Source organism: Amycolatopsis sp. NPDC004169 (assembly GCF_040610315.1).
In the GTDB taxonomy this organism is placed as follows: Bacteria; Actinomycetota; Actinomycetes; order Mycobacteriales; family Pseudonocardiaceae; genus Amycolatopsis.
The window spans coordinates 78,755-105,586 of record NZ_JBEXMD010000018.1; the positions used below are offsets into that span (position 1 = coordinate 78,755).

The 26,832-nt window shown below is 72.0% G+C and carries 33 protein-coding genes and 1 riboswitch; of the genes, 20 read left to right on the forward strand and 13 right to left on the reverse strand.

What is annotated here, in order from left to right; all coding sequences use genetic code 11:
• Positions 1 to 8: 8 nt before the first annotated feature.
• Genes ABZX11_RS24295 through ABZX11_RS24305 form a run of 3 tightly spaced genes read right to left on the reverse strand, consistent with a single transcriptional unit; the run spans position 9 to position 2,874 of the window.
• A complete protein-coding gene (locus ABZX11_RS24295; protein ID WP_176169392.1) occupies positions 9 to 749 on the reverse strand; it encodes a dienelactone hydrolase family protein in 741 nt (246 codons plus the stop codon).
• Positions 746 to 2,443, reverse strand: a complete 1,698-nt coding sequence (locus ABZX11_RS24300; protein ID WP_354916628.1) for an MFS transporter — start codon at positions 2,441 to 2,443, stop codon at positions 746 to 748. Before ABZX11_RS24300 ends, ABZX11_RS24295 begins: the two co-directional genes overlap by 4 nt.
• On the reverse strand, positions 2,440 to 2,874 hold the full coding sequence (locus ABZX11_RS24305) for a MarR family transcriptional regulator (RefSeq protein ID WP_254896596.1): 435 nt from the start codon (positions 2,872 to 2,874) through the stop codon (positions 2,440 to 2,442). The genes ABZX11_RS24300 and ABZX11_RS24305 overlap by 4 nt, the downstream gene beginning before the upstream one ends.
• 142 nt (positions 2,875 to 3,016) lie before the next feature.
• Here ABZX11_RS24305 and ABZX11_RS24310 point away from each other — a divergent pair, with 142 nt between their 5' ends.
• Positions 3,017 to 3,313 (forward strand): hypothetical protein, encoded by a 297-nt coding sequence (locus ABZX11_RS24310; RefSeq protein ID WP_354916631.1) that lies wholly within the window; start codon positions 3,017 to 3,019, stop codon positions 3,311 to 3,313.
• Positions 3,314 to 3,368: 55 nt separating this feature from the next.
• Here ABZX11_RS24310 and ABZX11_RS24315 read toward each other — a convergent pair whose 3' ends face one another.
• Genes ABZX11_RS24315 through ABZX11_RS24335 form a run of 5 tightly spaced genes read right to left on the reverse strand, consistent with a single transcriptional unit; the run spans position 3,369 to position 6,766 of the window.
• Positions 3,369 to 4,043, reverse strand: coding sequence for a hypothetical protein (locus tag ABZX11_RS24315; RefSeq protein WP_354916634.1), 675 nt, complete (start codon positions 4,041 to 4,043; stop codon positions 3,369 to 3,371).
• Positions 4,013 to 5,122, reverse strand: coding sequence for a GTP-binding protein (locus tag ABZX11_RS24320; RefSeq protein ID WP_354916637.1), 1,110 nt, complete (start codon positions 5,120 to 5,122; stop codon positions 4,013 to 4,015). The genes ABZX11_RS24315 and ABZX11_RS24320 overlap by 31 nt, the downstream gene beginning before the upstream one ends.
• Positions 5,119 to 5,271, reverse strand: coding sequence for a 50S ribosomal protein L32 (gene rpmF / locus ABZX11_RS24325; RefSeq protein ID WP_176169398.1), 153 nt, complete (start codon positions 5,269 to 5,271; stop codon positions 5,119 to 5,121). The genes ABZX11_RS24320 and rpmF overlap by 4 nt, the downstream gene beginning before the upstream one ends.
• Positions 5,271 to 5,525, reverse strand: coding sequence for a type B 50S ribosomal protein L31 (locus ABZX11_RS24330; RefSeq protein ID WP_354916640.1), 255 nt, complete (start codon positions 5,523 to 5,525; stop codon positions 5,271 to 5,273). Before ABZX11_RS24330 ends, rpmF begins: the two co-directional genes overlap by 1 nt.
• Entirely contained in the window at positions 5,522 to 6,766 is a 1,245-nt protein-coding gene (locus tag ABZX11_RS24335) for a GTP-binding protein (protein ID WP_354916643.1), read from the reverse strand. Before ABZX11_RS24335 ends, ABZX11_RS24330 begins: the two co-directional genes overlap by 4 nt.
• A gap of 79 nt (positions 6,767 to 6,845) precedes the next feature.
• On the opposite strand from ABZX11_RS24335, the gene rpmB reads away from it, so the two are divergent.
• The 7 genes from rpmB to cobA all read left to right on the forward strand — a co-directional run bounded on the left by rpmB (position 6,846) and on the right by cobA (position 12,089).
• On the forward strand, positions 6,846 to 7,082 hold the full coding sequence (gene rpmB / locus ABZX11_RS24340; RefSeq protein WP_003091680.1) for a 50S ribosomal protein L28: 237 nt from the start codon (positions 6,846 to 6,848) through the stop codon (positions 7,080 to 7,082).
• Entirely contained in the window at positions 7,082 to 7,249 is a 168-nt protein-coding gene (rpmG, locus tag ABZX11_RS24345) for a 50S ribosomal protein L33 (protein WP_003091682.1), read from the forward strand. Before rpmB ends, rpmG begins: the two co-directional genes overlap by 1 nt.
• Positions 7,249 to 7,554 (forward strand): 30S ribosomal protein S14, encoded by a 306-nt coding sequence (gene rpsN / locus ABZX11_RS24350; protein WP_176169402.1) that lies wholly within the window; start codon positions 7,249 to 7,251, stop codon positions 7,552 to 7,554. Before rpmG ends, rpsN begins: the two co-directional genes overlap by 1 nt.
• The gene (rpsR, locus tag ABZX11_RS24355) at positions 7,551 to 7,805 is read left to right on the forward strand and encodes a 30S ribosomal protein S18 (protein WP_176169403.1); all 255 of its coding nucleotides are present in this window, start codon (positions 7,551 to 7,553) and stop codon (positions 7,803 to 7,805) included. Before rpsN ends, rpsR begins: the two co-directional genes overlap by 4 nt.
• 89 nt (positions 7,806 to 7,894) lie before the next feature.
• Entirely contained in the window at positions 7,895 to 8,956 is a 1,062-nt protein-coding gene (locus tag ABZX11_RS24360) for a MoxR family ATPase (RefSeq protein WP_354916647.1), read from the forward strand.
• Positions 8,953 to 10,824 (forward strand): hypothetical protein, encoded by a 1,872-nt coding sequence (locus tag ABZX11_RS24365; protein WP_354916649.1) that lies wholly within the window; start codon positions 8,953 to 8,955, stop codon positions 10,822 to 10,824. The genes ABZX11_RS24360 and ABZX11_RS24365 overlap by 4 nt, the downstream gene beginning before the upstream one ends.
• Positions 10,825 to 10,871: 47 nt before the next feature.
• The gene (cobA, locus tag ABZX11_RS24370) at positions 10,872 to 12,089 is read left to right on the forward strand and encodes a uroporphyrinogen-III C-methyltransferase (protein ID WP_354916651.1); all 1,218 of its coding nucleotides are present in this window, start codon (positions 10,872 to 10,874) and stop codon (positions 12,087 to 12,089) included.
• 116 nt (positions 12,090 to 12,205) lie between these two features.
• On the opposite strand, the gene ABZX11_RS24375 is transcribed toward cobA, so the two are convergent.
• Complete coding sequence (locus ABZX11_RS24375; protein ID WP_354916653.1) at positions 12,206 to 12,724, reverse strand: AAA family ATPase; 519 nt, start codon at positions 12,722 to 12,724, stop codon at positions 12,206 to 12,208.
• A gap of 1 nt (position 12,725) precedes the next feature.
• A complete protein-coding gene (locus ABZX11_RS24380) occupies positions 12,726 to 13,601 on the reverse strand; it encodes an alpha/beta fold hydrolase (RefSeq protein ID WP_176169407.1) in 876 nt (291 codons plus the stop codon).
• A gap of 159 nt (positions 13,602 to 13,760) precedes the next feature.
• Here ABZX11_RS24380 and ABZX11_RS24385 point away from each other — a divergent pair, with 159 nt between their 5' ends.
• The gene (locus ABZX11_RS24385; protein WP_354916655.1) at positions 13,761 to 14,603 is read left to right on the forward strand and encodes a crotonase/enoyl-CoA hydratase family protein; all 843 of its coding nucleotides are present in this window, start codon (positions 13,761 to 13,763) and stop codon (positions 14,601 to 14,603) included.
• Positions 14,604 to 14,616: 13 nt separating this feature from the next.
• On the forward strand, positions 14,617 to 16,320 hold the full coding sequence (locus ABZX11_RS24390) for an AMP-binding protein (RefSeq protein WP_354916657.1): 1,704 nt from the start codon (positions 14,617 to 14,619) through the stop codon (positions 16,318 to 16,320).
• Between the two features lie 3 nt (positions 16,321 to 16,323).
• Here ABZX11_RS24390 and ABZX11_RS24395 read toward each other — a convergent pair whose 3' ends face one another.
• Both ABZX11_RS24395 and ABZX11_RS24400 read right to left on the reverse strand, forming a co-directional pair.
• Positions 16,324 to 16,722, reverse strand: a complete 399-nt coding sequence (locus ABZX11_RS24395; RefSeq protein ID WP_354916660.1) for a hypothetical protein — start codon at positions 16,720 to 16,722, stop codon at positions 16,324 to 16,326.
• Positions 16,723 to 16,752: 30 nt separating this feature from the next.
• Positions 16,753 to 17,256: a hypothetical protein gene (locus ABZX11_RS24400; RefSeq protein ID WP_176169410.1), complete on the reverse strand. Its 504-nt coding sequence runs from the start codon at positions 17,254 to 17,256 to the stop codon at positions 16,753 to 16,755.
• 298 nt (positions 17,257 to 17,554) lie between these two features.
• Between ABZX11_RS24400 and ABZX11_RS24405 the strand changes: the two genes are divergently transcribed.
• The 8 genes from ABZX11_RS24405 to trxA all read left to right on the forward strand — a co-directional run bounded on the left by ABZX11_RS24405 (position 17,555) and on the right by trxA (position 22,039).
• The gene (locus tag ABZX11_RS24405) at positions 17,555 to 17,764 is read left to right on the forward strand and encodes a hypothetical protein (RefSeq protein ID WP_033260629.1); all 210 of its coding nucleotides are present in this window, start codon (positions 17,555 to 17,557) and stop codon (positions 17,762 to 17,764) included.
• Positions 17,765 to 18,069: 305 nt separating this feature from the next.
• Positions 18,070 to 18,684: a CDP-alcohol phosphatidyltransferase family protein gene (locus ABZX11_RS24410; protein ID WP_176169411.1), complete on the forward strand. Its 615-nt coding sequence runs from the start codon at positions 18,070 to 18,072 to the stop codon at positions 18,682 to 18,684.
• 89 nt (positions 18,685 to 18,773) lie between these two features.
• Positions 18,774 to 19,160 (forward strand): glycine cleavage system protein GcvH, encoded by a 387-nt coding sequence (gene gcvH, locus ABZX11_RS24415; protein ID WP_013226819.1) that lies wholly within the window; start codon positions 18,774 to 18,776, stop codon positions 19,158 to 19,160.
• A 114-nt stretch (positions 19,161 to 19,274) separates the two neighbouring features.
• Positions 19,275 to 19,739, forward strand: coding sequence for a glycogen accumulation regulator GarA (gene garA, locus ABZX11_RS24420; RefSeq protein WP_004559567.1), 465 nt, complete (start codon positions 19,275 to 19,277; stop codon positions 19,737 to 19,739).
• Complete coding sequence (locus ABZX11_RS24425; RefSeq protein WP_217709532.1) at positions 19,736 to 20,482, forward strand: MerR family transcriptional regulator; 747 nt, start codon at positions 19,736 to 19,738, stop codon at positions 20,480 to 20,482. Before garA ends, ABZX11_RS24425 begins: the two co-directional genes overlap by 4 nt.
• Before the next feature lie 216 nt (positions 20,483 to 20,698).
• Positions 20,699 to 21,172, forward strand: coding sequence for a bifunctional nuclease family protein (locus ABZX11_RS24430; protein WP_004559569.1), 474 nt, complete (start codon positions 20,699 to 20,701; stop codon positions 21,170 to 21,172).
• Positions 21,173 to 21,287: 115 nt separating this feature from the next.
• Positions 21,288 to 21,683, forward strand: coding sequence for a MerR family transcriptional regulator (locus ABZX11_RS24435; RefSeq protein WP_176169412.1), 396 nt, complete (start codon positions 21,288 to 21,290; stop codon positions 21,681 to 21,683).
• 11 nt (positions 21,684 to 21,694) lie between these two features.
• On the forward strand, positions 21,695 to 22,039 hold the full coding sequence (gene trxA / locus ABZX11_RS24440) for a thioredoxin (protein ID WP_176169413.1): 345 nt from the start codon (positions 21,695 to 21,697) through the stop codon (positions 22,037 to 22,039).
• On the opposite strand, the gene ABZX11_RS24445 is transcribed toward trxA, so the two are convergent.
• Positions 22,020 to 22,652: a TetR/AcrR family transcriptional regulator gene (locus tag ABZX11_RS24445; RefSeq protein ID WP_254896598.1), complete on the reverse strand. Its 633-nt coding sequence runs from the start codon at positions 22,650 to 22,652 to the stop codon at positions 22,020 to 22,022. The two genes, trxA and ABZX11_RS24445, sit on opposite strands and share 20 nt — an antisense overlap.
• A 280-nt stretch (positions 22,653 to 22,932) precedes the next feature.
• Here ABZX11_RS24445 and ABZX11_RS24450 point away from each other — a divergent pair, with 280 nt between their 5' ends.
• On the forward strand, positions 22,933 to 23,511 hold the full coding sequence (locus ABZX11_RS24450) for a MerR family transcriptional regulator (RefSeq protein ID WP_033260631.1): 579 nt from the start codon (positions 22,933 to 22,935) through the stop codon (positions 23,509 to 23,511).
• Positions 23,512 to 23,553: 42 nt separating this feature from the next.
• A riboswitch (glycine riboswitch) is annotated at positions 23,554 to 23,652 on the forward strand.
• Positions 23,653 to 23,952: 300 nt separating this feature from the next.
• Positions 23,953 to 26,829, forward strand: a complete 2,877-nt coding sequence (gene gcvP, locus ABZX11_RS24455; protein ID WP_354916667.1) for an aminomethyl-transferring glycine dehydrogenase — start codon at positions 23,953 to 23,955, stop codon at positions 26,827 to 26,829.
• Positions 26,830 to 26,832 lie beyond the last annotated feature (3 nt).

Sequence of the window (26,832 nt, forward strand, 5' to 3'; positions counted from 1 at the left end):
CGGTCCTCTCAGGCGGTGAGCGTGCGGGCGTAGAAGTCGAGGATGCGTTCCCAGCCGTCCTTGGCGGCTTCGGGGCGGTAGCTCGGGCGGTCGACGGCGAAGAACGCGTGGCCGGCGCCCGCGTACGTGTGGAACTCGTGCTCCTTGCCGTGCTTCTCCAGCTCGGCGGCCAGCACGGCCACCTCGTCCGGGCCGGGGAACTGGTCCTCGGCGCCGAAGATGCCCAGCAGGGGGCAGGACAGCTGCGGGGTCAGCCCGAGCAGCGGCTTCATCATCCTCATGGCCTCGGGCGGGTCGTTGACGACGAACGCGCCGTAGCAGTCCACCGCCGCGTCGAGGTCCAGGGAGCACGCGGACAGGAACGCGTGGCGGCCGCCGGAACAGTGCCCGATGACGCCGATCCGGCCGTTCGCGTTCTCCAGCGCGCGCAGGTAGTCCGCCGCACCCGAGACGTCACCCACCAGGCGGTCGTCGGGGACGCCGCCGGCCGCGCGGACCGTCGCCGCCGCGTCGTCCGGGTCGGCTCCCGGTGCTTCTCGCGTGTACAGGTTCGGGCAGAGCGCGTTGTAGCCCTCGACGGCGAAGCGGCGCACCATCTCCTTCGTCGCCGCGTCGTAGCCGGGCAGGTGGTGGATCACCACGACGCCGCCGCGCGGGGCAGCGTCGGTCGGTTTCGCCAGGTACGCCTCGAGCTCGTCCCCGCCGTGGCCGGAGATGGTGACCGTCCCGGCGACGATCTCGTCCTTCATCGGTTCTCCTTCGCTTCTTCACGGGAGTTTTCTTCAAGGGAGTTTTCGGAGGAGTGCAGGTACCGCGCCCCGCGGGAGGCGGAGGCGATCGCGGCGACCACGGCCATCGCCGCGGCCGCGGTGAACACGACCACCAGGCCGTGGTGGAACGGTGCCGACACCAGCTGCGGGAAGAACGACCCGCCGGTGAGCGTCGCGCGGTCGGCAGGCGCGAGCGCGTTCAGGACGTCCGGGCCGAGCAGGTGCCCGACCGGGTTGCTGCCGAGGAACGCGGCGAACAGCGTGCTGACCGGCGGCAGCTGCGCGACGCCGTCGGCCACCGGTGCCGGGACGCCGTGGGCCTGCAGCCCGCCCGTCAGCGTCTGGGGCAGGGACGTGGCCAGCCCGGCGATCATCAGCGAGAAGAACACCCCGATCGACAGCGACGTCCCGGAGTTCTGGAACGTCGCCCGCATGCCGGAGGCGACCCCGCGCTGCTCGGTGGGCACGCTGCTCATGATCGCCGAGGTGTTGGGCGCGGCGAACATGCCCTGGCCGACGCCGCTCAGCACGAGCAGGGCGGCGAACGCCGGGTAGGAGAAGTCCACCGGCAACGCCAGCAGCCCGAGGAAGGCCGCGGCGACCAGCAGCAGGCCGCCGGTGGCCAGTGGCCGGGCGCCGAAGCGGTCGGACAGGTAGCCCGACAGCGGCCCGGCGATGAGGAACCCCACGGTCAGCGGCAGCAGGTGGATGCCCGCCCACAGAGGCGTCCGCTCGTAGTCGTAGCCGTGCAGGGGCAGCCAGATCCCCTGCAGCCAGATGATGAGCATGAACTGCATGCCACCACGCGCGACCGAAGTCAGCAACGCGGCGATGTTGCCGGCGGCGAACGCCCGGATCCGGAACAGGGAAAGCTGGAACATCGGCGTGGCGACGCGTGTTTCGATCACGCCGAACAGCACGAGCAGCAGCACGCCGGCGCCGATCCCGCCGAGCACCCACGGGTTGCCCCAGCCGGTGGCCGCGCCGCCGTACGGCTGGATGCCGTAGGTGATCGCGGCCAGCAGCAGCGCGGTCCCGGCCGCGAAGGTGACGTTGCCGCCCCAGTCGACCTTCGCGCGCCGCGGCGTCCCCACCTCGCGAAGGCTGCGGATCGACCAGATGGTGCCGAGCAGGCCGAACGGGACGCTGACCCAGAACACCGCGCGCCAGTCGATCTCGGCCAGCAGCCCGCCGACGACCAGGCCGAGGAACTGCCCGGCGAGCGCGGTGATCTGGTTGACGCCCAGCGCCATGCCGCGCTGCCGCGCCGGGAAGGCGTCGGTGAGGATGGCCGCGGAGTTCGCCGTCAGCATCGACCCGCCGACGGCCTGCACGACCCGCCAGCCGATCAGCCACAGCGCGCCGGCGCCGGCGTGGAACGGGTCGAACGACAGGGCGACCGACGCGGCGCTGAACACGACGAAGCCGAGGTTGTACATCTTGACCCGGCCGAACATGTCGCCGAGCCGGCCCAGCGTCACCACCAGCACGGCCTGCACCAGCAGGTAGCCGAGGATCATCCAGAGCAGGTAGCCGATGTTGCCCGGGGCGAGCGGGTCGAGCCCGATGCCGCGGAAGATGGCCGGCAGCGAGATGATCACGATCGAGCCGTCGAGCGCGGACATCAGCACGCCGAGCGTGGTGTTGGACAGCGCGACCCACTTGTAGCTCACAGCTCGTCCGCCAGCCGCTCGATCAGCGGGATGGCCGCGATCAGCTCGCGCTGCTCGGCTTCGGTGAACTTCCCGGCCAGCGCGTCGGCCATCAGCTGCGTCGTCCGCGACCGCTTGTCGACCAGCAGCCGGACGCCGTCCTCGGTCACCGACATGACCACCTTGCGGCCGTCGGACTCGTCCTTGCGCCGCTCGACCAGGCCGCGGTCGACCAGCCCGGCCAGGGTGACGCCCATGGCCTGCGGTTTGACGCGTTCGAGATCGGCGAGGCAGCCCGGCGTGGCCGGGCCCTCGCGGTCGAGCCGGGACAGGACCGAGCGTTCGGGGGTGGTGAGGTCGCCGGCCACGTACCCCTGACGCAGCCGCCGGACCAGCCGGCCCAGGGCGACGCGCAGGTCGTTGCTCGCCCGGAGGAGTTCCTCGTCCGTCACAATCGTCAACCTAGACTGATAAACCTGGGTTGAGCAACTCGGACGCGAGCGCCGCTATCGGGTGAGCCGGGAGCTTTCGCCCGTACTGACGCGGGGGCCCGGTGTTAGCGTCCGAAGTGGACACACCGGGAAGGGACAGCCGATGACCATGCCGCACGTCGTGCACGCCGGCCACGACCACGTCCACCGCGAGGGCTGCGGCCACGCGGCGGTCCCGCACGGCGACCACATCGACTACGTGCACGAGGGGCACCTGCACCGGGCGCACGACGGCCACTTCGACGAGTGCGAGATCACCGGCCACGTCCCGCACACCGGGCACGACCACACGCACGGCGAGGGCTGCGGCCACGTGGCCGTCCCGCACGGCGAGCACGTCGACTACCTGCACGACGGCCACCGCCACGCGGTCCACGAGGACCACTACGACGACCACTGAGAGCGGCCTTGGCCTCGGACGGAATCTGTCCACCCCCAACGTCCACCAGTGAGGGTCAGCCGAGCGGGACCACGACCGTGTCCCGACCACCGGGGAACTCGACGGCCAGAGTCAGCTCCCGGGCTTCCGCCGTCGGCCCGGGTTCGAAGGTGCGCCGGTCCACGAGCAGGCCGTTCGATCCGGTCCCGCCGCCGCCGCGGGCCCGGTACTGCGTCCCGGTGTCGTCCCACCCGCGCCACTGCACGTCCGGCCGGAAGCGGTGCCGCAAGCGGCCGGGATCGCGGTCCTCGTACTCGTGCGAGAAGGTCAGGACGACGAACGCCGACCACACCTCCAGGCTGACCAGGTCCGCCGTCACCTCGCCGACATCGATGGTGCGGCCCGCCAGCGAAACCACCTGCCGCAGCACGGGCTTGGGCGGCGCCTCGATCGCCTCCTGCCACTCGGGCCGCTCGGCGCCCACGCGCTCGGCCACCGGCGCGGAGGTGGCCGTGGCCGATGCTTCCGCGTGCCTGACGTTGAGCCATCCGGACCGCTGCATGGTCACGTCGAGGTCGGCGAGGATCCGGTCGGCGTCCTCTTGCGCCAGCGCCCCGGCCGCGACCAGGCCGATCGCCACGCCCCGGATCAGCCGCCGGTCGAACCCGGCCTGGCGCCCGAACTCCGGCTGCCCGCGGCCCGCGCCGAGGCCGTCGGAAATCAGCTTCTCGAGGTATCTCCGCCCGTCCATGGCGCCATCTTCCCGCCGCCGTCAACGGAAATGACCGGCTCCCACTCGGGGAACCGGTCCGGTCCGGTGGCGACGTCGCCGAGGCAGTCGCGCAGTGCCGCCAGGAGCGCGTCCCCCGCGAGGTCGACCCCGATGAACACCAGCTCCTGCCGCGGCTCGGCCGCCACGCCCTGGGGTTCGAACCGCGCCACCGTGCCCGCCTGCGACCACAGTCCCGTCACCCCGGGCCGGGACGCCAGCGCGAAGAACCCCTTGGACCGCAGCACCGTCCCGAATTCGCCCGAATCCAGCCGCCGGGTGACGAAATCCCACAGCGCCGCCGGGTCGAACGCGCGGGAAGCGCGGAACACCACGCTGGAAATCCCGTACTCCTCGGTCTCCGGCACGTGGTCGCCGTTCAGCTCGGCCACCCAGCCCGGCGCCTGCTGAGCCCGGGCGGCGTCGTACCGGCCGGTCCCGAAGACCCGCTCCGGCGGCACCTTTCCGAAGCGGCCCGTGACGACGTCGGCGGCCGGGTTGAGCCGCCGCAGGGTCGCCACCAGCCGGTCCACCCCGGCGGAAGGCACCAGGTCCGTCTTGTTCAGCAGCAGGACGTCGGCGAACTCGACCTGGTCCACCAGCAGGTCGCTGACCGTCCGCTCGTCACCGGCGTACTGGTCCAGCCGGCGCTCCACGAGGGAGTCGCCGGCTGCCAGCTCACGGGCGAAGTTCGCCGCGTCGACCACGGTCACCATCGTGTCGAGGTGGGCGACGGCGTCCAGGAAGGTGAACGTCGCCGCCACGGGCATCGGTTCGGAAATGCCGCTGGACTCGATGAGCACGTGGTCGAAGCGGCCGTCCGCGCACAGTGCCGCCACCTCCTCGAGGAGGTCCTCCCGCAGGGTGCAGCAGATGCACCCGTTGGTCAGCTCGACCAGCCGCTCCTGCGAGCGGACGAGCGCGGCGTCGATGTTGACTTCGCTCATGTCGTTGACGATCACCGCGACCCGCAGGCCCGCCCGGTTGGCGAGGATGTGGTTGAGCAGCGTCGTCTTGCCCGCGCCGAGGAAGCCGGACAGCACCGTGACCGGAACGCTCACCGCGTGTGGAAGTGCTTCATCAGCCGCCGGGGGACCAGCTGGACCTGGCCGTCGACCTTGATCGGCACCAGGTCCGGCACGGCGGCCTTCCACTGCGCCCGCCGGGAGCGGGTGTTGCTGCGGGAGGTCTTGCGCTTGGGGACGGCCATCAGCGGTCGCCTCGCTTCCCGTAGCGGCGGTGGAACTTCTCCACCTGGCCGGCGCTGTCCATGATCCGCTGGGTGCCGGTCCAGAACGGGTGCGACCACGAGCTGATGTCGACCACGACGAGCGGGTAGGTGTTCCCGTCGGACCACTCGATCGTCTTGTCGGAGGTGATGGTGGAGCGGGTGAGGAAGGCGTCGCCGGTCGACGAGTCCTTGAACACCACGGGGTGGTAGTCGGGGTGGATTCCGGTCTTCATCGTTCTTCCTTTCGGTTCGCCGCGGAGTGCCGCGCCGGGTCGGGTTCGGTGTCCTGGCACGGCTCCTCGTGCCAATCCCCGAACGGGTCGGGGTAGTGCGCCCACGCTCCGGGTCCGGCCGCGAGTTCCTCGTCGGTCAGTAGAGCGCCGCGCAGGGCCGCGTCGATCTCGTCGGGCGTTGTCTGGTCCGTCACCACGACCAGCTCCTGCGCCCGGTCGCCGTGCACCGGGTCCCACCGCAGGGACGCCAGCGTGCGGCGCTCGGGGGAGACGTCCGTCCACTCCGGACCGTCCGGCGACGCGAGCCACGGCCCGGCGTGGCCGAGACCCAGTCCGCCGCCCGCCGACTCGATCCAGAACGCGACGTCGGGCCGGCTGGCCACCCACGCGCGCCCGCGGGTGCGGACGACGCCGTCGAGCAGGACGTCCAGCGCGTCGTGCAGCCGCTCCGGGTGGAACGGCCGCCGCGCGGTGAAGGTGAGCAGGGCGATGCCGCAGTCGTCGTGCAGCGGCGGTTCGCCGCGCAGCAGCGCGCCGTGCATGTCGGTGACCTCGCCGCGCCGGGCGTCCGCCGGGACCGCGGCGAGCACACCGTCGCCGTCGGTCCGGGCCAGCTCGACCCGCGGGATCGAAGGGGCCACCCGGTCGAGCACCGCGGACGCCTTGGCGGCGCTCCACGCGTCGGTCGCCGCGCCGGCCAGCACCAGGACGTCGGCGAACTCCACCTGGGACAGCGCGACCTGGGCGACCGTCCGCTCGTCCTCGGGGCTGCCCTGCAGGTTCCGGTCGGCCAGCTCGTCGTCGCCGGTCGCGTCGGCGAGCCAGGTCGCGCAGTCGACCACGGTGAGGACGGCCCGCAGGTCGACGTCCTCGCTCACCGGGTGCTCGCCGACCAGGACGTTGCGGATCGCCCAGCTCACCGGCTCCGGCTCCATCGCCTCGTCGAGCCGGACGACGATCCGGGTCACGTCCGGGCGCCGGGCCAGCCGCCGCAGCAGCGGGAGCAGGTCCTCCCGCAGGGTGCAGGACACGCAGCCGTGGGCCAGTTCGAGCACGGTCAGGTCGTCGCGCTCGCCGAGCTGCAGACGGCGGCGGACGACGCCGGAGTGGATCTCGCGCAGGTCGTGATGGACGACGGCGGTACCGGCCTCGGCCACGCGCAGCAGCTCGGCGAGCGCGGCGTTCGGCCTGGCCGCCAGACCGCTCACCAGGACGAGCGGGACGCGGGAGTGGTGGGTCACAGGGGCTCCAGGAATGCGGACGGGGTGCGGTGCGCTACAGTAACTGAAAACGACAATCACTATCAACTCGGGAGGGCCCTTGTCCGCCGTGTGCCAGGTCACCGGCCGCAAGCCGGGCTACGGCAAGCAGGTCTCGCACTCGCACCGCCGTACGTCCCGGCGGTGGGAACCGAACCTGCAGAACCGTCGCTACTTCGTGCCCAGCGAGGGCCGCTGGGTGCGGCTGCGCGTGTCCGCCAAGGGCATGAAGACGATCGACAAGCGCGGCATCGAGGCCGTCGTCGCCGAGCTGAAGGCGAAGGGGGTGAAGCTGTAATGGCGAAGAGCACCGACGTCCGGCCGATCATCAAGCTGCGGTCCACCGCGGGCACCGGCTACACGTACGTCACCAAGAAGAACCGCCGCAACGACCCGGACCGGATGGTCCTGCGCAAGTACGACCCGGTCGCGCGCAAGCACGTCGAGTTCAAGGAAGAGCGCTGATGGCCAAGAAGTCGAAGATCGCGAAGAACGAGCAGCGGAAGGTGATCGCCGCCCGGTACGTCGAACGCCGCCGCGCGCTCAAGGCCGTCATCGCCTCACCGGGCTCGTCGGCCGCGGCCAAGGCGGAGGCCGTCGTCGCGCTGCAGAAGCTGCCGCGCGACGCGAGCCCGACCCGGATCCGCAACCGCGACACCGCGGACGGCCGCCCGCGCGGCTACCTGCGGAAGTTCGGGCTGTCCCGCGTCAAGATGCGGCAGGCCGCGCACAACGGCGAGCTGCCCGGCGTCGCGAAGTCGAGCTGGTGAGCCGCATGCCGAAGCCGAACCGCGACCGTCCCGCCAAGCGCAAGGTGAACCTGTTGCACGCCAGCAAGATCACCCACGTCGACTGGAAGGACGTCGACCTGCTGCGGAAGTTCGTCTCCGACCGCGGCAAGATCCGCGCCCGCCGGGTGACGGGATTGACGCCGCAGCAACAGAAACAGGTCGCCACGGCGATCAAGAACGCGCGCGAGATGGCCTTGCTGCCCTACCCCTCCGCGGGTCGCGCGCAGTAATTCGGGTGCGCGAAGCCGGGTGGCGCGCGACCATGGGCGCACGAAAGGGGGCGTCGCACGGGGATGTCCTGACATCAGGAGGTCCACGCTTGCACGCCCAGCTCACGGTCACGCCCGCCCGGCTGCCCGAGCTCCTGCTCACCACCGCCGTCGTGCGGCCGGTGTTCCTCTGGGGCGCGCCCGGGATCGGGAAGTCCTCGCTGGTGCGCGACTTCGCGGCGGCACTGGGCCTGGAGTGCGTTTCCCTGCTGGGCACCCAGCTCGCGCCCGAAGACCTGATCGGCGTCCCGCAGATCACGGGCGGCCGCAGCCGGTTCTGCCCGCCGGAGCAGATCGCCCGCGACGAGCCGTACTGCCTGTTCCTCGACGAGCTGAACGCCGCGGCACCCGACGTCCAGAAGGCGTTCTACTCGCTCATCCTCGACCGCCGCATCGGCTCCTACGAGCTGCCGCCGGGTTCGGTCGTGATCGGGGCCGGCAACCGCGCCACCGACCAGGCGCTGGCCCGGCCGATGGCCTCGGCCCTGGTCAACCGCCTGGTGCACGTCCACCTGCGGGCCGCGCCCGGTGACTGGCTCGCCTGGGCGGCCGGCCACGGCATCCACCCGTGGGTCATCGAGTACCTCACCCAGCGTCCGGACCACCTCTGGAGCCCGCCGCCCAAGACCGAGGAGCCGTTCTCGACCCCGAGGTCCTGGCACATGCTCTCCGACCTGCTCCACTCCGCCGGCGACCCGGCCGACGACGAGACGATCGCCCTGCTCGCGTACGCGACCCTCACCCCGGCGCACGCCGGAGCGTTCCGCGCGTACCTCAAGGTCGCCCGGCACGCCTACGACCTCGAGGCGATCCTCAAGGGTGACGCGCGCTGGCCCGCCGGACCGGCCGACCGCGACCTGCTCTACTTCCTCGCCGAGACCTTCCGCGCGCGGCTGGTCAAGGACCTGCCCGCGGACAAGCGGCACGCCTCGGCGGCCGTCCGCCAGTTCGCCTTCCGGGCCAAGAGCCTGCTCGTCGAGCTGGCCGAGATTTCGCTGGAGATGGCCCAGCTGGTCATCGCCGACGACGAGGCAGGCAACCCGCGACTGCCGGCGTGGTTCCTGGTCGAAGCCGCCCGCGACCTGCCGCGGCTGGTGGCGGCGCGGGCATGAGCAACGCCCGCGTCGAAGCCGAGCGCCGCGAGCGCCGGAACAAGGCCATCGCCGACGGCTGGGCCGCGGTGTGCGGCAACACCGTGCTGGAGCACCTCGCGCGCGGCGCGCGCCTCAGCACGGAGAGCACCGGCGGAGGCTGGGCCGTGGTCACCGACCGCGGCGGGATCACCCCGAACCGCGCCCGGGATGCCGCACCGGGCGAGTGGGCCTGGGTGTTCGCGCACCTGCTGCTGCACCTCGGCCTCGGCCACCTCGACGACGACCGGCTGACCGAGGCCGAGGCGATCGTCCCGGACCGGGTGGTCGATCCGGTCTACGCCGCCGTGTGCTGCGTGGCCGTCCACCGGTTCGCCGAGGCCCTCCGCGTCGGGACCCCGGTGCTGGACCTGCCCGAACTCCCGGGTACCGACGAGCTCGCCCTGACCCGCGCCTGGCGCGAAACCGGCGTTCCGGCACCGTTCGCCGACCTGGGCACCGGACGGCCGTGCCTGGTGCTCGGCGAGCCGCTGTCCCGCTGGCAGCTGCAGTACCACGGGACGCCGGCACCCTGGACCGAACGGTTCGCCCGCGGGCTGATCGCCTCGGCCACCGAGGCCATGGAACGCGCCGCCGACGCCCGCGGCCAGACCCGCCACCGGCGGGCCGTGGGGGAGTGGGACCGCGCGCTGTCCTGGTTCGTCTCGTCGTTCCCCTTGCTCGGCGCGGTGGCGGCCGGATTCACCCTGGTCGTCGACGCCGAAGTCGTCCGCGCCTGGGACATCACCCTGGCCGCGGTCGACGCCGAGCACGGCGAGATCTACGTCAACCCGAGCGCGGCACTGACCGCCGAGGAGTGGCGGTTCGTGCTGGCCCACGAGATGCTGCACGCCGCGCTGCGGCACGACCGCCGCGCGCTGGGCCGCGACCCGTACCTGTGGAACGTCGCCTGCGACTACGTCATCAACGGCTGGCTCGTCTCGATGGGCGTCGGCGAGCTGCCCCACGGCAGCCTGCACGACCAGCAGCTCACCGGGATGTCGGCCGAGTCGGTGTACGACACGCTGACGACGGACATCCGCCGTGCCCGCAAGCTGGTGACCCTGGGCGCGCGCGAGGCCGGGGACGTGCTGGGCGACTGGCTGTCCGAACCGGACGCGGTGCAGCGCCGGGCGTCGAAGCGGAACTCGCGGCCGATGCCGTGGGGTGACCGCGTCCACGGCGTCGACCTCGACGAGTTCTACCGCCGGGCGCTCACCCAGGGCCTGGAGTACCACCACGCCCGGGGTCGCGGCCTGCTGCCGGCCGGGCTGGAACAGGAGATCCGGGCCCTCGACCACCCGCCGCTGCCGTGGGACGCGCAGCTGGCCCGCTGGTTCGACGAGCACGTGCGGGTGGAGCTGCCGGTGCGCAGCTACGCGCGGGCGTCCCGCCGCCAGGCGGCGACCCCGGACATCCCGCGCCCGGGCCGCGTCCGCCCGGAACGCCTCGACCGGCGCGTCACCTTCGGCGTCGTGCTGGACACGTCCGGGTCGATGAACGCCGAGCTGCTCGGCAAGGCACTGGGCGCGATCGCGTCCTACGCGCTGGCCCGGGACGTGCCGGCGGTGCGGGTGGTGTTCTGCGACGCCGTCGCCTACGACGCCGGGTATCTGGCGGTGGAGGACATCGCGGGGCGGGTCAAGGTGCGGGGGCGCGGAGGGACGATCCTGCAACCCGGCGTCGACCTGCTGCAGGGGGCGGCCGACTTCCCGGCGGACGGGCCGATCCTGATCATCACCGACGCGTACTGCGACCACGTCCGGCCGCGCCGCGAGCACGCCTACCTGGTGCCGCGGGGTGCGCGGCTGCCGTTCGCGGCCCGCGGGCCGGTGTTCCGGGTGGCGTGACCCACGCTGGGCTGGCGAAGGGCTCGCTCGCCAATAAACTCCCGCGCATGGACGACCCGCACTACCTCTCCGGCCTCCAGCTCACCGGCCGCCGCGTCGTGATGTTCGGCGGCGGCAGCGTGGCCCAACGACGGCTGCCCCGGCTGATCGCGGCGGGCGCCCGCGTCGAACTGGTGTCGCCGCACACGACGCCGTCGGTGCAGGGGATGGTGGACGCGGGCGAGCTCGTCTGGCACGAACGCCGTTATGCTCCCGGTGATCTCGAAGCCGCCTGGTACGCCCTGGCCTGCACGGACGACCCGGCGGTGAACGCGGAGATCTGCGCCGAAGCCGAGCGGGAGCGGGTGTTCTGCGTCCGCGCCGACGAAGGCGAGTCCGGTTCGGCGGTCACCCCGGCGTCCGGCCGCCACGGCGGCCTGCTCTTCGGCGTGCTCTCCGGCGGCGAGCCGCTGCGCTCGGCGGCGGTCCGCGACTCGATGCTCGACGGCCTGCACAACGGCACAATCGAAGACGGCCGCCGGCCCCACCCGGAGGGCACCCTGCCGGGGGTGGCGCTGGTCGGCGGCGGCCCGGGCGACCCGGAACTGATCACCGTCCGCGGCCGGCGCCTGCTGGCGCGCGCGGACGTCGTCGTGGCCGACCGGCTGGCGCCCCGCGAGCTGCTCGACGAGCTCGCGCCGGAGGTCGAGATCGTCGACGCGGCGAAGATCCCGTACGGCCGCGCGGCCAGCCAGGAAGTCATCAACAGCACGCTGATCGAGCGCGCCAAGGAGGGCAAGTTCGTCGTCCGCCTCAAGGGCGGCGACCCGTACCTGTTCGGCCGCGGCTTCGAGGAGGTGCTCGCCTGCGTCGAGGCCGGCGTCCCGGTGACGATGGTCCCCGGCATCACCAGCGCGTTCGCCGTCCCGGCGGTGGCGGACGTCCCGGTCACCCACCGCGGCGTCGCGCACGAGGTGGTGGTGGTCTCCGGCCACGTCGCCCCCGGCGACGACCGCTCCCTGGTCGACTGGGACCTGCTGGCCCGGATGACGGGCACGATCGTGCTGATGATGGGCGTCGAGCGGCTCCCGCAGTTCGCCAAGGCCCTCCTGGACGGCGGCCGCCCCGCCGCCACCCCGGTGGCGATCATCGAGGACGGCACCATGCGCACCCAGCGCACCCTCCGGTCCACATTGGACACAGTGGTCACCGACGCGGCGGCCTCGGGCGTCCGCCCGCCGGCGGTGATCGTGATCGGCCCGGTCGCCGGCCTCGCCCCCGCGTGATCAGGCCCGTGACTCGCGTGATCGAAGCCGGAACACGTGTGATTGAAGCCGGAACTCGCGAGTTCCGTCTCCAATCACGCGACTTACGTGTTCGATCACGCGAAATCCGGGTTTGATCACGCGAGTTCCGGGGAGCGGGTGGCGGCGAGGACGGCGTCGGCGACTTCGGGGAGGGGGCGGGTGGCGTCGATGATCGCGGCGCCGGGGTGGACGTAGGCGTTGTCCGCGAGGGCGGCCGCCAGCTCCTCCGGGTGCTTGCCGAAGCTGTTCGACGTGCGGGTCCGGAGCCGGTGGCGGAGGGTGTCCTCGTCGATCACCAGGCAGATCACCAGGTCGAACAGGTCCCGCACGTCCTCGTGGTTCTCCGGGCAGCCGCAGAAGAACACGATCTCGCCCGCCGCCCGGGCCGCCAGGGCCTCGACCTTGGCGCGGTTGATCCGCCACCCGTAGCGGTCGAGCCAGCCCGCCGGCACCGGGTCGGGCGGGACGGTGACCACCTGCCCGGTCGTCCGGTCGGCCCAGTGGTGGTAGCCCTCGTTGTCCGCGTCGACCGCGACCTCGCCCCGCTCCTTCAGCACCGCGCAGACCGCCGACTTGCCCGCTCCGGCGTTGCCCGTCACCCACACCAACGGCATGTCAGTCTTCGTAGCAGCTCGCGGCGAAATCGCGGATCGCGTCCGAGAGGCGGCTCGGGTCGAACCTCAGTTCGACCGGGCTGCGGGCCTGGACGAACTCCGCGTCCGGCATGTCGACCGCCAGGGTGTCCGCGTCGCCGAAGGGGTGGATCGGGTCGCCCTGGTGACCGATCACCAGTGCCCGGGTGCTGATCTTGCGGCGGACCGCCTTCGGCGGCGCGATCCGGCCGAACAGCACCCCGTGCAGCAGGGCCGCCATCGGGGCCGGGCGCTGGGAGAGCGTGTCCGTGACGACGTCGACCCACTGGTTGCCGTGCGGGACGACCGAGGCCGCCAGCGCCACCGCCTGCACCGTGAAGGGCAGGAACCGGGCCGCCATCAGCAGCGGGGCGAAGGTGACCAGCCCGGCCACGATCGCGTTGTCCAGCACCGGCATCTCGACGATCAGCCCGCGCGTCCGCGACGGCGCCAGCACCGCCACTTCCAGCGAGACGTTCGCCCCCAGCGACGTCCCGCCGACCACGGCCGACTCGACCTCGAGGTGGTCCAGCAGGGCCAGGGTCTGCTCGGCGAAGGAGGGCATCGAATACAGCCACGACTCGGTCGGCCGGTCGGAGTCGCCGTGGCCGAGCAGGTCGAGGGTGATCACCCGGAAGCCCGCGCGGGCCAGCCGGCGCGCCAGCGGCGCGTGCATCCGGCGGGTCAGCATGATGCCGTGGGTGAGGACGACGACCTTGTCGCCGCTGCCGAACTCGGTGTACCAGAGCCGGTGGCCCTCGTGGTCGAACGAACCGGTCAGTTCGATCGGGCGGGAGGCCCGCCGGGCGGGGGCGGACGGAGGTCCGGTCTCGATCGCGGTCGCGCTGGCCGGGCTCATGTCCCACCGTCCTCCCCGTGTCGGCGTCGATTCTTCCAGGAAAGCATCCCCCGACCGGGTTGGCACAGCGGCGTGCCGCTCCGATCACACAGTGACATGAGGGGCAATTGACACCGTGCCAATGGCGGGTCGTCGCGGGCATGGGTCAAGATGACCCCCATGACCGCTACTGCTGACAGTCTGCCCGACCTGGTGTCCCTCAAGGTCGACATCGACGGCTCCGTGGCCGAAGTGACGCTCCTCGGCCCGTCGAAGGGCAACGCGATGGGCCCGGACTTCTGGCGCGAGCTGCCGCTGGTCTTCCGCGCGCTGGACGCCGACCCGCAGGTCAGGGCGGTCGTGCTGACCGGCAGCGGCCGGCACTTTTCCTACGGCCTCGACCTGCCCGCGATGATGGGTGACTGGGCGCCGATGCTCGGCGGCGAGAACCTGGCCGGCCCGCGGACGGCGTTCCTCGACCAGGTCCGGTCCCTGCAGGCGGCGGTCAGCTCGATCGCGGAATGCCGCAAACCGGTCGTCGCGGCCGTCTCCGGCTGGTGCATCGGCGGCGGGGTCGACGTCGTCGCGGCCGCCGACGTCCGGCTGGCCAGCGCCGACGCGAAGTTCAGCGTCCGCGAGGTGCGCGTCGCCATCGTCGCCGACCTCGGCAGCCTGCAGCGGCTGGCCCCGATCATCGGCGAGGGGCACCTGCGGGAGCTCGCCCTCACCGGCAAGGACATCGACGCCGCCCGCGCCGAGAAGATCGGCCTGGTCAACGACGTCTACCCGGACCAGGACACGCTGCTGAGGGCCGCGCGCGAACTCGCCGGGGAGATCGCTGCGAATCCGCCGCTGGTGGTGCAGGGTACGAAGCAGGTACTGGCGGCGAACACCGAGCGCCAGGTCGCCGACGGCCTCCGGTACGTCGCCGCCTGGAACTCGGCGTTCCTGCCCAGCAAGGACCTCGGCGAGGCGGTCCAGGCCTTCCTGGAGCGCCGCCCGCCGGAGTTCAAGGGCGAGTAGGAGGAGAGGCAGCGTGTCCGCTTCGGAGGTCCACCACGCGTTCCGCGTCGCGCGGGACTACCTGCAGGCCCACCGCGAGGACTACGACACGGCGTACCGCGAGTTCGCCTGGCCGGAGTTCGACGAGTTCAACTGGGCGATCGACTGGTTCGACGTCGTCGCGCACGACCCGGCCAACGCGCAGCGGTACGCGCTCTGGATCGTCGAGGAGGACGGCCGCGAGAACCGCTGGACGTTCCCCGAGATGTCCGCCCGGTCCAACCAGGTGGCGAACTGGCTGCGCTCCCTCGGCGTCCGCCGCGGCGACCGGCTGATCCTCATGCTCGGCAACCAGGGCGAGCTGTGGGAGACGATCCTCGCCGCGATCAAGCTCGGCGCGGTGATCATCCCGGCGTCCACGCTGCTCGGGCCGGCCGACCTGACCGACCGGGTCGAGCGCGGCGCGGCGAAGCACGTCGTCGTCCGCTCGGTGGACGCCCCGAAGTTCGACGGCGTCGAGGGCGGCTACACGCGGATCGCGGTGGGGGAGCCGGTCGAGGGCTGGCACCCGTACTCTGCCGCGTTCGCCGAGTCCCCGGAGTTCGCCCCGGACGGCCCGACGAAGGCCGCCGACCCGCTGCTGCTCTACTTCACCTCCGGCACCACGGCGAAGCCGAAGCTCGTGCAGCACACGCACGTCTCCTACCCGGTCGGCCACCTCTCCACGATGTACTGGATCGGCCTGGAACCCGGCGACGTCCACCTGAACATCTCCTCGCCCGGCTGGGCGAAGCACGCCTGGAGCAACTTCTTCGCCCCGTGGAACGCCGAGGCGACGGTGTTCCTCTACAACTACAACCGGTTCGACGCCGGCGCGCTGATGGCGCAGATGGACCGCTGCGGCGTCACGAGCTTCTGCGCGCCGCCGACGGTGTGGCGGATGCTCATCCAGGCCGACCTGACCGCACTGACGGCACCGCCGAAGAAGGTCGTCGGGGCGGGGGAGCCGCTCAACCCCGAGGTGATCGACCAAGTGCGGAAGGCATGGGGCGTCACCATCCGCGACGGCTTCGGCCAGACCGAAAGCAGCGTCCAGATCGCCAACACGCCCGGCCAGGACGTCGTGCCGGGCTCGATGGGCCGCCCGCTGCCCGGCTTCGTGGTGGCGCTGGTCGACCCGGTCAGCGGCGAACGCGCGACGGAGGGCGAGATCTGCCTCGACCTCGCGCACCGGCCGGTCGGCCTGATGACCGGGTACGCCGACGACGACGAGCGGACGTCGGCGGCCTTCGCCGGCGGCTTCTACCACACCGGTGACGTCGGCTCGATCGACGAACGCGGGTACATCACCTACGTCGGGCGCACCGACGACGTGTTCAAAGCCTCGGACTACCGGATCTCGCCGTTCGAGCTGGAGAGCGTCCTGATCGAGCACGAAGCGGTGGCCGAGGCGGCGGTCGTCCCGGCCCCCGACCCGATCCGGCTCGCGGTGCCCAAGGCCTACGTCGTGCTGGCGGCCGGGTTCTCACCCGATGCGGAGACCGCGCGGTCGATCCTGGCGTACTGCCGCGAGCACCTGGCGCCGTACAAGCGCATCCGGCGGCTGGAGTTCGCGGAGCTGCCGAAGACGATCTCCGGCAAGATCCGCCGCGTCGAGCTGCGGGGCCGCGAGAGCGACCCGAAGCGCGGCCAGGGGACGGAGTACCGCGAGGAGGACTTCCCGGACCTCAAGTCCTGAGCCTCAGCCGCGGGTGCCCTCGACCTGGCGGCCGTCCTCGGTCGAACAGGCGGTCACCGGGTCGTTCGGGCCGCTGCCGCAAGTCCAGTCGTCCAGGACGACCGGGCCGGGGCCGTCGGCGTCGTTCACCTCGGCCGGCGTCAGCTTCGCGAAGTAGTCCCGGAGCAGCTTCGTCGCGGCGGCGCAGTCGACTTTGCCGTGCGCGACGACTGCCGTCTTCGCGCCGCCCGTCCCGGTGACGTCGCCGCACGGCACGCCCGGCGCGGTGGACCCGGCCGCCGCGGCCGCGGCCGGGACGGGGCCGGCGGAGGGGGACGGTGCGGTGGGCGCCGGGTCGCTGCCGCAGCCGGCCAGCGCGGCGGCCGCGGCGACGAGCAGCAGGGGGTACGCGAGAGTCTTCATGGGCCCTTCAGGAGCGGATCGGAACGGGACTCACTCGGACGGCACGACGGCGGCGAAGACCGTCTGCTCGCCCTTGGTGCAGGTGGTGCCGCCCTGGGCGGCGGGCGGCCCGGAGGTGCACAGCCAGCCGTCGACGGTCTCGTTCACCGCGTCGTTCGAGCCGGCGCCCTGGCGGCCGGCGATCTTGCGGTGGAAGTCGCCGACCAGCTTCGTCGCGGCGACGCAGCTGACCCCGGCGGAGCCGCTGTCGAAGACGTACAGCGTCAGCCCGCTGGCGGCGGTGACGGTGCCGCACGACCCGGGCACCGACGGCGGCGGCCCGGACGGCCGGGTCGCCGGGGCAGGCGCGGACTCGCTGCCGGTGCCGCCGGGCGGAGGCGGCGGGGTGGCGGCCGAGGTCGTCACGGACGGTGCCGTGGTCGCGGGCGGCGGAGCCGGGGGAGCCTGCGCGGCGGGATCACCGGAGCAGGCGGTGAGCACGGGCAGGGCGAGGCAGGCCGCGAGCCACGTCCTCGTGGTGGTCGGGTGGGGCACCGCGATCCTTCCTCCCCGCCGGGCCGGCCGGTCGTCCTGGTCCTGCGGGCGAGGTGCGCCCACGGGTGTGCCGGAGATTACAACAGCGGCCGGGCGGCCCGGTCCGGTGGCCGCCGAAATGATGTCCACAATGGACGATTAACATTCCGTTCACGCTCCGAAACCTCCCGCTGTCATCAAGAATCGATCGGTCTAATTCGTCCCGCGACGGTTAACAATCCGGCCGCGCGCGCCGAAGATCTTGGTGGAGGCCGAAGGGCTTCCCGTCCCCCGAACCCGTCCCGAATCCGTGAGAGCGATGAACGCCGACGCTGTGACCAGTACCGAAGACCCCTCCAGTCCGCCGACCGTCCCGAGCACCGTCGTGTGGTGCTGCGGCCGCCCGTACGTCCTCGAAGGACGAGCCGGCCGAGCCCGCTGGATGGGCACCGACTACCGCGGCCGCCCCGAGTCGCTCACCAGCGCCGAGCTGCAGCGGCGCGGCTGGAGCCACCGCCGCGCGAGCTGAGCGTGACGCCGGGCCGCGCCGATGGGGTGGCCCGGCTGCACCACCCGGGACGCCCGGCGGCCGCCACCCGCCGCCGGGAGGCCCGTCCTGCCGCGCCAGAAGGCCGCTGGGGGATCTCCTCTTCGCCCCGCCGAATCCGGCGCCCGCCGGCTCACCCGGCCGCCGATCAGCCCCGAGTCGCCGCCGTGCGCCTGCGTCCCACCGCCGCGTACCCGCCCGTCCCGGCCGGTCCGCGTCGTGACCGGCCCACCGGCCCGCCCGGCACCACCGGGCGACCGCACCCCCGACCGCTGTTTAATGGCCCCGTGAGCACAGCCGCCCCCGAACCCGCCGCTCAGGCCGCCGAACCGTCACTGTGGCGGCAGGCCTTGAACGTCCCCAACATCCTCTCCCTGCTGCGGCTGGCCGGGGTGCCCGTCTTCCTCTGGCTGCTGCTCGGCCCCCGGGAGGACGGCTGGGCGCTGGCCCTACTCGTCTTCAGCGCGCTGACCGACTGGCTCGACGGCAAGCTCGCCCGCTGGCTCAACCAGATGTCGCGGCTCGGGCAGCTGCTCGACCCCGCCGCCGACCGGCTCTACATCCTCGCCACCCTGATCGCCTTCCTCGTCCGGGACATCATCCCGTGGTGGGTCGTCGTGCCGCTGGTGCTGCGGGAGGCCGTGCTCGGCGTCTGCGTCGTCACCCTGCGCCGCCGGGGCTTCGCGCCGCCCGAGGTCACCTACATCGGGAAGGGGGCCACCTTCGTCCTGATGTACGCCTTCCCGTTCCTGCTGCTCGCGCAGGGTGGCTCGGACGTCGCCGCGGTCGCGCGGCCGATCGGGTACGCCTTCACCATCTGGGGCGCCGTCCTCTACGTCTGGTCGGGCGTCCTCTACGTCGTCCAGGCGCGCAACGCCCTGCGCGGCGAACCCGCGGAGTGAGCTTCCGCCGGGCCGTGGCGGGCGGCTGGGCCGTGTGGGTGTAAGACTTCGCGCAACACTTCCAGTGAGGGCATGAAAGGGGACCGGCGTTGTCCGCTCCTGAAGAGCTTCGCTACACCGAGGAACACGAGTGGGTCGCCACCCGTGGCGAGGACACCCTCGTGCGCGTCGGCATCACCGAGTACGCGCAGGACCAGCTCGGCGACGTCGTGTTCGTCGACCTGCCCGACGTCGGCAGGCAGGTGAGCGCGGGCGACGTCTTCGGCGAGGTCGAGTCGACCAAGAGCGTCTCCGAGCTGTTCGCGCCGGTCGACGGGGAGGTCGTCGCGGTCAACGACGCCGTCGCCGACTCGCCCGAGCTCATCAACAGCGACCCCTACGGCGAGGGCTGGCTGATCGAGATCCGGCTCGACGACCCGGCGGGCCTGGAAGCCCTGCTCGAAGCCGAGGCGTACGACGCGCTGACCAAGGGCTGAAGCCCGCTCCGCCGGTTCGGGGAGCCGGGGCTCGGAGAATCGATCAGGCACGGTACGTTGGCAGCTACACGTTCTTGAGTACTGGCAACACAGCATGTGTGGAGGAGAGCTCAGGTGAGCACGAACGACGGGCCCGGCGGTGTTCCCCCGGAGCAGTCTCCGGAGCGGACCTCTGTCTTCCGGGCCGACTTCCTGGCCGAAGCCGAAGGTCGCGAGCCCGCCCCGGAAGCCCCGGTCCAGGGTGTCGACGCGCTGCCCCCGGGTTCGGCGCTGCTGGTCGTGAAGCGCGGCCCGAACGCCGGTTCGCGGTTCCTGCTCGACCGCGACACCACCAGCGCCGGGCGGCACCCGGACAGCGACATCTTCCTCGACGACGTCACGGTCTCCCGCCGACACGCCGAGTTCCGGCGTGAGGGCGGCGAGTTCGTCGTCATCGACGTCGGCAGCCTCAACGGCACCTACGTCAACCGCGAGCCGGTCGACCAGGCCGTCCTCGCCGGCGGCGACGAGGTGCAGATCGGGAAGTTCCGCCTGGTCTTCCTGACCGGCCCGGGGCACGGGGGCCAGGGGGCGCAGTGACGGCGGCCGGGCGGCCACAGAACCACGGACTGAGCATCGGGGCGGTTCTCGCGCAGCTGCGCGGCGACTTCCCCGATGTCACCATCTCCAAGATCCGGTTCCTCGAAGCGGAAGGCCTGGTGCAACCGGGCCGCACCCCTTCGGGTTACCGGCAGTTCGCCGCGGCGGACGTGGAGCGACTGAGGTTCGTCCTGGCCGCCCAGCGGGACCACTACCTCCCGTTGAAGGTCATCAAGGAACAGCTGGACGCGGCGGACTCGGGTGCCGGGCCCACCGCGGCCCTGCCCCGGCCGCCGCGGCGGCTGGTGCCCATCGACGCACCGGCGGAGAACGTCGGCCTGCCGGTGGCGGACGACTTCACCGTGGGCAAGGAGCTGCGCCTGACCCGCGAGGAGCTCCTGGAACAGGCCGGCATCGACGCGCCGGCGCTGGCCGAGCTGCAGCAGTACGGCCTGGTCCGGCCCGGTCCGGCGGGGTTCTTCGACCCGGACGCGGTGCTGGTCGCGCGGACGGTGAAGGCGATGACCGAATTCGGGATCGAACCGAGACACCTGCGTGCTTTCCGCGCCGCGGCCGACCGCGAGGTCGGGCTGCTGGAGCAGATCGTGACGCCGGTGTACCGGCACCGCGACCCGGAGGCCAAGTCCCGCGCCGACGAGGTCGTGCGGGAGCTCGCGGCACTGTCCGTGACCCTGCACACGCTCCTCGTGAAGGCGGGAATCCGCGGCGTCGCGGGGTGTTGATCGATAACGGGGCAGTGAGATCCTCTTTGCGGTCCCATGTCAATGACTGAATGTTCGGCACCGCATGCCGTACCGTGAAGGCACGGGTTTGCGGCAGGCGAACCGAGAGAGTCCGGACAGCGAGCACAGCGCACGGATGACGGGTAGCGTCGGGAGTATGGGCGTGAAGCCGGTTCAGCGCTGCAGCCCGTGTGCACGAGAGGGAGGCGAAGCCCGATGAGCGAAATGCGCGTCGTCGGTGTGCGGGTCGAGCTGCCCGCGAATCAGCCGATCTTGCTGCTGCGGGAAACCGAGGGTGAACGGTACCTGCCGATCTGGATCGGCTCGGTCGAAGCCACCGCCATCGCCTTGGAGCAACAAGGGGTCCGCCCCGCCCGCCCGCTCACGCATGACCTGCTGAAAGAGGTCATCGGAGCGCTCGGCCGGGAGCTCGAGCAGGTCGTCATCACCGACCTCAAGGAAGGCACGTTCTTCGCGGAGCTGGTCTTCGACGGCGACATCCGGGTGTCCGCCCGGCCGAGCGACTCGGTCGCGCTGGCCCTGCGGATCGGCGTCCCCATCCACGCCGTGGATTCGGTGCTGGAGGAAGCCGGCCTCATCATCCCGGACGAGCAGGAAGACGAAGTCGAGAAGTTCCGCGAGTTCCTCGACTCGGTTTCCCCGGAAGATTTCCGCGGCGCGGACACCTGATTCCTCGCCGGAAGGCGCGGAGCTTGGGCTCGAGGCACGGCCCCGGAACCCGCGTCCTCCCGCAGTACGGCGTTTCCCTTGCCTTGACGCGGACGTCAACGTCTAGCGTCGAAGCATGCGGATCGGAGAACTGGCGCAGCGCACGGGTGTCACCACCCGTGCGCTGCGGTTTTACGAGGCCCAAGGCCTCCTCGCGGCCCGTCGCTCGGCGAACGGCTACCGCGAATACGACGAGGACGACCTGCAGCTGGTCCAGGAGATCCAGACCCTGCAGACGGTCGGCCTCACCCTCGAGGAGACCCGCCCGTTCGTCGAGTGCCTGCGCAGCGGCCACGAGACCGGCGACTCCTGCCTGAGCTCCATCGAGGTCTACCGCCGCAAGCTGGAAGAAGCCGACGCTCTTCTCGCCCGGCTCGGCGGCATCCGCGCGGAACTGGCCGCGAAGCTCGCCGGCGCGCTGGCCCGCCAGGCGCCCGATCCGTGTGTCGTGCCCGATTCCCCGCGCCCCTGAGGAGCCCCGCCATGTCCGAAAACGCCACAGTCACCGAAGTCACCGACGCGACCTTCGCCGAGGTCCTGGACAGCGACGTCCCCGTGCTCGTCGAGTTCTGGGCCACCTGGTGCGGCCCGTGCCGGATGGTCGGCCCGGTGCTGCAGCAGCTGGCCGCCGAGCGGGACGGCCGCCTCGCCGTCCGGAAGATCAACGCCGACGAGAACCCCGAGACCACCCGGTCCTACCAGGTCATGTCGCTGCCGACGATGATTCTCTTCCGCGGCGGCGAGCCGGTCGAGACGATCGTCGGCGCGTTCCCGAAGGCCCGCATCGAAGAGCGGCTCGATCGGGTCCTCACGGTGCCGTCGCTTTGACGAAGGTGTCCGCCACCTCGCGCCCGTACCGTTCGAGGTCCAGCGCGGGGTCGGCGGCGTAGGCCGCGGCGACGCCGTCGATGGCCTGCGCGATCGACATCGCCATCACCTCCGGCGTGAATTCGCCGAAGGCGCCCTCGGCCTGGCCCTGCCGCAGCTGGCGGGCCAGTCCGTGCACGCGCATGTCGTCGACCAGCACCTTCGTCATCACCCAGCCGTCGACGTCGTCGGCGTTGGCCGCGAGCTCGCTCAGCGCCCGGACGCACTCGGGGTAGGCGCGCAGGAACGCCACCGACGTCTCGATGTGCGCCCGCAGGTAGCCGGGCCGGTCGGCCGGGTCCAGGCCGCCGCCGGTCCGCTCGGTGAGGAACTCGTTCTTCGTCTCGACGACCGTGCTCAGCACGGCCTGCATCAGGCCGGCCTTGTTCGTGAAGTGGTAGGAGATCAGCCGCGTGCTGCTGAGCCCGGCGCGTTCCTTGATCTTGGCGAAGGTGGTCCGGCGGTAGCCGAGGTCGGCCAGGACGCCGATGGTGGCGCCGATGATCTGCGCCCGGCGGGCGGCCTCGGTGACACTGAGACCCATCTCCGCCATGAGGTCGGGGTTTACTTGCATGAGTAAAAAGTTACTCGGCTGAGTAAAAGGAGTCAAGCGGGTTTGGATCACGCCGTAGGGGGTACGGCGAACGGCTCAAAGGCGCAGCCGACCGCCTCGGCTTGCCGCGCGTCGCGTTGACCGGCACTGTCCGGGCGCTTACCGTCGAAGAAGAGAAATTGCCACGGTGTGATTAACGGTCTGGGGCCGGATCGTGGCGGTTGATCTCCGGCGGGTCCCGCTCCTGGGACTCCTCCGGCTGTCATTCGCCGGCCGCCAGGTCGGGCGAGGGGAGGCTTGCGTGGTCGAGGCTGGTTCCGAGAAGCAGCCTGTCGAGGTCGCGACTGGTGAGCAGGGGGAACTGTTCCCCGACAACTCGCTGCCCGACGAGCTGGTGGGGTACCGCGGTCCGGCGGCGTGCCAGATCGCCGGCATTACCTACCGCCAGCTCGACTACTGGGCCCGCACCAAGCTGGTCGCGCCCAGCATCCGCACCGCGCACGGCTCCGGCTCGCAGCGGCTGTACTCCTTCAAGGACATCCTCGTCCTCAAGGTCGTCAAGCGGCTCCTGGACACCGGGGTCTCGCTCCAGAACATCCGCGTCGCCGTCGACCACCTGCGCGTCCGCGGCGTCCGCGACCTGGCCCGGGTGACGCTGTTCTCCGACGGCACCACGGTCTACGAATGCACCTCGCCCGAGGAGATCGTCGACCTGCTCCAAGGCGGCCAGGGCGTCTTCGGTATTGCGGTCAGCGGCGCGATGCAGGAAATCAGCGGCACGATCCACGAGTTCCCGGCCGAACGCGCCGACGGCGGCATCGTCGAGACGCACGAACCGGACGAACTCACCCAGCGCCGCAACGCCCGCAAGACCGGGTGATCACCGCTGCGGCGGACGGAGTAAGGTTCTCCCTGCGGTCGACGAATCCGCGCGGGAGAGTCCGAGCCACACCTTGAGCTCGGCGCCGAAGGAGCAAGTCCTCCCCGGAACCTCTCAGGCACCCCGGACCGCGCGGATGAGACGCCTCTGGAAAGCGGGTCGTCAGGACACAGCCTGATGGCCCCGCCGACGGTGCAAGCCCGGCTCAACCTGCGGGCGAAACTCTCAGGCGCCCCCGTTGGGGTCAGACAGAGCGGGGAGGTTTCCTCCGGGGCTGGGTGAAGTGTGCTCGCGAAGAGCGCTCGCCTGGCCCCTCCGGAGTGTCTTGTGGGGGTGCAACCCCCACACCCCGCCCGGGAGGCTCCGCCCCCGGACCCCCGCCGTGGTCACCTTTCGCTCTAGGGTCGGGTTGGTACGCACCGCCGGTCGAAGGAGGCCATCGTGGATCCGTCACTCGCCTCCCTCGAACAGGGTGTTCCCTTCGCCGACCGGCACATCGGGCCCGGCCCCGAAGACCTCCGGCACATCCTCGACGTCATCGGCGTCGCTTCGCTCGACGAACTCGCCGAACGGGCCGTTCCCGCGTCGCTGCGGGAGTCCGCCGAGCCGCTCGAACTGCCGCCGCCCGCTTCCGAAGCCCAAGCGCTCGCCGAACTGCGGGAACTGGCCGGGCGGAACCGGCCGATGGCGCAGATGATCGGGCTCGGCTACCACGACACCGTCACCCCGCCCGTCATCCGGCGGAACGTCCTCGAGAACCCCGCCTGGTACACCGCCTACACGCCCTACCAGCCGGAACTCTCCCAGGGGCGGCTCGAAGCGCTGCTCAACTTCCAGACCGTGGTCGCGGACCTCACCGGGTTGCCCGTCGCCAACGCGTCCCTGCTCGACGAAGCCACCGCGGCCGCCGAGGCGATGACGCTGGTGCGCCGGGCCGGGCGCACGACGTCCAGCCGGTTCGTCGTCGACCAGGACACCCTCCCGCAGACCCTCGCCGTGCTCCGGACCCGCGCCGAACCGCTCGGCATCGAACTCGTCGTCGAGGACCTCTCCCAAGGGCTGACCGGCCTCGGGCTCGGCGGCGACTTCTTCGGCGTGCTCCTGTCCTACCCCGGTGCCTCCGGTGCCGTCCGCGAACTCGACCTGACCATCGCCGACGCCAAGAAATCCGGCGCCGCGGTGATCGTCGCCGCCGACCCGCTCGCCCTCACCCTGCTCAGATCACCCGGCGAACTCGGCGCCGACGTCGCCGTCGGGTCGACGCAGCGGTTCGGCGTCCCGCTCGGCTTCGGCGGCCCGCACGCCGCCTACCTCGCCGTCCGCCAAGGCCTCGAACGGCAGCTGCCCGGCCGGCTGGTCGGCGTCTCGCGGGACGCCGACGGCACGCCCGCATACCGGCTCGCCCTGCAGACCCGCGAGCAGCACATCCGCCGCGAGAAGGCGACCTCGAACATCTGCACCGCCCAGGTGCTGCTCGCGGTGCTGGCGTCGATGTACGCGGTCTACCACGGCCCCGACGGGCTGCGCCGGATCGCGCTGCGCGCCCACCGCATGGCCACCGTGCTGGCGGCGGGCCTCTGCGAAGGCGGCATCGACGTCGTGCACGGCGAGTTCTTCGACACCGTCGTCGCGGCCGTGCCCGGGCGCGCGGCGACGGTCGTCGCGGCGGCCCGCGACCTCGGCGTGAACCTGCGCGAGGTCGACGACGACCACGTCGGCATCGCCTGCGACGAGACCACCACCCGCGAGCGGCTTTCCTGCGTGTGGAAGGCGTTCGGCGTCTCGGTGTCCGATGTGGACGGCCTGGACGCGGACACCGCCGACGCGCTCCCGGGCCCGCTGCGGCGCACCGGCGAGTACCTCACCCACCCGGTGTTCCACGCGCACCGCTCGGAAACCGCCATGCTGCGCTACCTCCGGCAGCTGGCGGACAAGGACGTGGCGCTCGACCGCAGCATGATCCCGCTCGGCTCGTGCACCATGAAGCTCAACGCCACCGCCGAAATGGAGCCCGTCACCTGGCCGGAGTTCGCCGGCCTGCACCCGTTCGCGCCCGCCGAAGACGCCGCCGGGCTCCTCGAAGTGGTCGCCGGCCTGAGCGCCTGGCTCGCGCGGATCACCGGCTACGACACGGTTTCCCTGCAGCCCAACGCCGGCAGCCAAGGCGAGCTCGCGGGCCTGCTCGCGATCCGGGCCTACCACCGCTCCCGCGGCGAGCACGCGCGCGACGTCTGCCTGATCCCGGCCAGCGCGCACGGCACCAACGCGGCCAGCGCGGTGATGGCGGGCATGCGCGTGGCCGTCGTCCGCTGCGACGAGGCCGGCAACATCGACCTCGCGCACCTGCGGTCCACAGTGGACGAGCACCGGGCGGGCCTCGCCGCGATCATGCTCACCTACCCCTCGACGCACGGCGTCTACGAAGACACCGTCGGCGAGGTCTGCGCGGCGGTGCACGACGCGGGCGGGCAGGTGTACGTCGACGGCGCCAACCTCAACGCGCTGATCGGCGTCGCCCAGTACGGCCGCTTCGGCGCCGACGTCTCGCACCTCAACCTGCACAAGACGTTCTGCATCCCGCACGGCGGGGGCGGGCCCGGCGTCGGCCCGATCGGCGTCCGCGCGCACCTGGCGCCGTTCCTGCCGAACCACCCGCTGCAGCCGGCGGCCGGCCCGGCCACCGGCGTCGGCCCGGTCAGCGCGGCGCCGTGGGGGAGCGCGTCGATCCTGCCGATTTCGTGGGCCTACATCCGGATGATGGGCGCCGAGGGGCTCCGCCGGGCCACCCTCGTCGCCGTGGCCACCGCGAACTACGTCGCCCGCCGCCTCGCCGGCCACTACCCCGTGCTGTACGCGGGCCGCGAAGGGCTCGTCGCGCACGAATGCATCCTCGACCTGCGGCCGCTGACGAAGGCCACCGGCGTCACGGTCGACGACGTCGCCAAGCGGCTGGCGGACTACGGCCTGCACGCGCCCACGATGTCGTTCCCGGTCGCGGGCACGCTGATGGTGGAGCCGACCGAGAGCGAGGACCTCGCCGAACTCGACCGGTTCTGCGCGGCGATGATCGCGATCCGCGGGGAGATCGACCGCGTCGCGGCGGGGGAGTGGCCGCTCGAGGACTCGCCGCTGCGGCAGGCCCCGCACACCGCCCGCTGCGTCGCGGGCGAGTGGGACCGGCCCTACAGCCGCGAGACGGCGGTGTTCCCGGCGGGGCCGTCCGCGGCGAAGATCTGGCCGCCGGTCCGCCGCATCGACGGCGCCGCCGGCGACCGGAACCTGGTCTGCTCCTGCCCGCCGCCGGAGGCCTTCGCCTGAGCG